Genomic DNA, 3,135 nt, shown 5'->3' with positions numbered 1-3,135 from the left:
GGGGCGGGAGATTTATCGGTGGTATGGACGATGCCGGGCGTTGGGCGCTGCTGCGGCGTGCCGAGGGCGCGCAGAAGGCCGAGGCGCTCGAGCATGTGGCGATGACTGTTTTACGCCGGTACGGCGTGGTGTTCTGGCGTCTGCTTGAGCGTGAGGCCGACTGGCTGCCGCCGTGGCGCGACTTGTTGCGCGTGTTTCATCGGCTGGAGGCGCGCGGCGAGATTCGCGGCGGTCGTTTTGTCGCGGGGTTGACGGGCGAGCAGTTCGCGTTGCCGGAGGCTGTGCCGTTGTTGCGGGAGATGCGCAAGCGGCCGGGGGACGGGAGTTTTATTGCTGTCAGCGCGGTTGATCCGTTGAATCTTGTGGGGACGCTTTTACCCGGCGAGAAGGTGCCGGCGCTGTCTGGAAACCGGGTGTTGTACCGGGATGGATTGCCCGTGGGGGCTGTCGTTGGCGGAAAAACGCGGGTTGTGGGTTCGATGGATGTAGAAGGGCAGGCGGCTGTACGATGGCACTTGGTTCGCAGACCTTACGAGCAAGGTCGTGATGCTCCCGTGGCCCAATAGGTGGGGGCTGGTTTCGGTTATATCCTGCTGCGAATGTCGAGTGTGGAGAATGCCATGAGCCAATCGTCAAGCAATCCGTTGCGCATTCGCACGATGACAAGCGCGGACGTCGCCATTGCGCTCGCCTGGGCCGAGGCGGAGGGGTGGAATCCGGGGAGGCACGATGCCGAATGCTTTTACGCGGCCGACCCGAATGGCTTCTTCATCGGCGAAGTCGGTGCCTTGCCGGTCGCGTGTCTGTCGGCGGTCGCTTACGACAATGCATTCGGCTTCATCGGCCTCTATATCGTCAAGCCCGAATGGCGTGGCAAGGGGCTCGGCATGCAGCTCTGGCAGCATGGGCTCGGCTATTTGGCGGATCGCAACATCGGTCTTGACGGTGTAGTCGCGCAGCAGGGAAATTACCGCCGGTCGGGTTTCCAGTTTGCGTATCGGAACGTTCAGTACTGCGGTGTCGGGCAGTCCTGTCCGCATTCCAAGGGCGTCGTCCGCGCATCCGACGTACCAATCGAGCAACTCGCCGCTTACGACCGCAGATATTTTCCGGCGGAGCGGCACCCATTCCTTCGACGCTGGATCGCACAGCCCGACAGCCTGGCAGTGGTCGCGCTGGCAGCAGGAAAAATTCGCGGATTCGGCGTGGTACGCGCGTGCTGCGTCGGGCACAAAATCGGGCCGCTATTTGCGAACGACGCGCAAGTCGCGGCCAACCTGTTCGATGCGCTCAGCGCAGCCGTGGCGGGCCAGCCGCTTTTTATCGATGTGCCGGAGCTCAACGCGGCGGCACTTCAGCTCGCCGAGCGGCACGGCATGTCGAGCGTCTTTGAAACCGCTCGGATGTACACGCAGGCGCAGCCTGGGATCGACCTGCAAGGCGTGTTCGGCGTGACGACCTTCGAACTAGGTTAGGCGTCCCTGCATTGAAGCTGCCGGGCAGGGTACGAACCGACGTGGCGCACGGCGATGGGTCATGGCGGAACCCGTGTAGCGGCCAGATAACAGGGGTCATCGCGTCGTTGTGAGAGGTCGCCGATATGTTTTAATATTCAAGGCGGGCGTTCTATTGCATGCGTGGTGGTCTTTATTGAACGCCGATGGTCAACTTGGTTGCAGCCAGCTAGTCATCGCTTGGGAGTGGATAAATGGTCACCGTCGCCTATGAGGCTCTTTCCGAAGCTTTCGACTATGTCAGTTCCACGGCGCCTATGGATCATGAGGCGTATATATCGCTCGATACGGGCGAAGTCTATTGTTGGTCTGAATACGTTGGGGCAGGCGACGAGGAAGTTCCAGATGACCTTGGAAGTCCAGACCGCTACCTCGCAATACCGCATAAGAACGAGCTCGGTCTAGGAAGAAGCCTCGCCTTACGCTTTGTTGAGGAAAATTTGCCGTCGTGTTGCCAACAGGTCGAAGGATATTTCTCCCGGCAAGGCGCCTACTCGCGCTTTAACGAACTGCTGGCGCGCCAAGGCGCACTTGAAGCGTGGCGAGCGTTTGAAGCTGACCATGTTCCGGCTGCGCTGCGGCGTTGGTGTTCCGAAAACGGCGTTCAGATCATTGAGAGTTGAAGGGCGTACCGACACAAACACGGAGCGCCAATCACGGGAAGCGTCCAGCCATCTGGAGGCACACCGCCGGACGGCGCTTCATTCTCGATGCTTTGACGCAGAGCCGACAGCATGACAGCATCCATCACGCTCGTCCTTTTCGACATGGAGGGCGTACTGTCTCACTACGACCGCGCCGCGCGAGTCATTCACCTGGCGGCCGTATCAGGCCAGCCGCCCGAAACCGTCCGTCACGCCATTTGGGGATCCGGGCTTGAAGCACGTGCCGATGCGGGCCTGATCAGCGACGACGAGTATCTGCGGGCATTGGGCGATCTGCTGGGCTGCCGCATCAACCGCGAAGACTGGCTGGCTGCTCGCCATGCGTCCATTACGCCCAACGAGGAAGTGATCGCGCTCGCCGCAAGAGTGGCCGAACGCCACAGCATCGCAGTGCTGACCAATAACTGCTGTCTGGTTACCGACCATATCGGCTACCTGAATCCTCCGGTCGCTCAACTCTTTGGTCCTCATGTTTATGCATCCGCTTCATTCGGCGCGGCGAAGCCGGCCCCTCAGGCCTATCTCGGCTGTCTCGAACAGCTCGGCCGTGGTGCGGCCGAAACCCTTTTCATCGACGACACAGACGCGAACGTAGCAGGGGCGATCAATGCCGGTCTTCAGGGCTACAAGTTTGTCAGCGGCGACGCGTTATCAGAAGAACTGGAGCGTCGCCGGTTGATGTAGCTGTCGCCAACGTGCTGCATCGGCGCGAAACCTCGTCATCGCGAGGCTATACCCCGTGACCGTGGTCGGGGATCAGGCTGCAACCGCTTGAGGCGTCGCGTTTTGCTGCTCACCGCCCAGCGTGTCGACGAGGTCGGCCAACATGCGTCCGAGTTCACCTGTCATCAGCGTGAAATCGGAGTCGAATCGTTCGTCGTCGTTGTGCGCGGTGGGATCTGCCTCGTCCTTGAGCACGTCGAGTGGCGTGACACGCTTGATAGTCAGCGATGGTG

5 protein-coding genes are annotated in these 3,135 nt (G+C 60.8%); 4 read left to right on the top strand and 1 reads right to left on the bottom strand.

Features of this window, described 5'->3' with window-relative positions; all coding sequences use genetic code 11:
• From WCA53_RS27950 to WCA53_RS27935, 4 genes are all read left to right on the top strand, one after another.
• On the top strand, nt 1-566 hold a 566-nt coding region (locus WCA53_RS27950), incomplete at its 5' end, for an Lhr family helicase (RefSeq protein WP_423918538.1).
• A 54-nt stretch (nt 567-620) separates the two neighbouring features.
• Nucleotides 621-1,475, top strand: coding sequence for a GNAT family N-acetyltransferase (locus tag WCA53_RS27945; protein WP_423918535.1), 855 nt, complete (start codon nt 621-623; stop codon nt 1,473-1,475).
• 233 nt (nt 1,476-1,708) lie between these two features.
• A complete protein-coding gene (locus tag WCA53_RS27940; RefSeq protein WP_423918531.1) occupies nt 1,709-2,137 on the top strand; it encodes a hypothetical protein in 429 nt (142 codons plus the stop codon).
• A gap of 111 nt (nt 2,138-2,248) precedes the next feature.
• Nucleotides 2,249-2,863, top strand: coding sequence for an HAD family hydrolase (locus tag WCA53_RS27935; protein ID WP_423918527.1), 615 nt, complete (start codon nt 2,249-2,251; stop codon nt 2,861-2,863).
• Between the two features lie 72 nt (nt 2,864-2,935).
• Here the strand turns inward: WCA53_RS27935 and rdgC are convergent.
• Nucleotides 2,936-3,135, bottom strand: a 200-nt coding sequence (rdgC, locus tag WCA53_RS27930; RefSeq protein WP_423918524.1) for a recombination-associated protein RdgC, incomplete at its 5' end; no start/stop codon positions are given.

Origin of the sequence: Caballeronia sp. (assembly GCF_049581465.1) — a bacterium.
In the GTDB taxonomy this organism is placed as follows: domain Bacteria; phylum Pseudomonadota; class Gammaproteobacteria; order Burkholderiales; family Burkholderiaceae; genus Caballeronia.
Note: the sequence above shows the minus strand (reverse complement) of the source record. Positions and strands in the feature narration are given on the sequence as shown.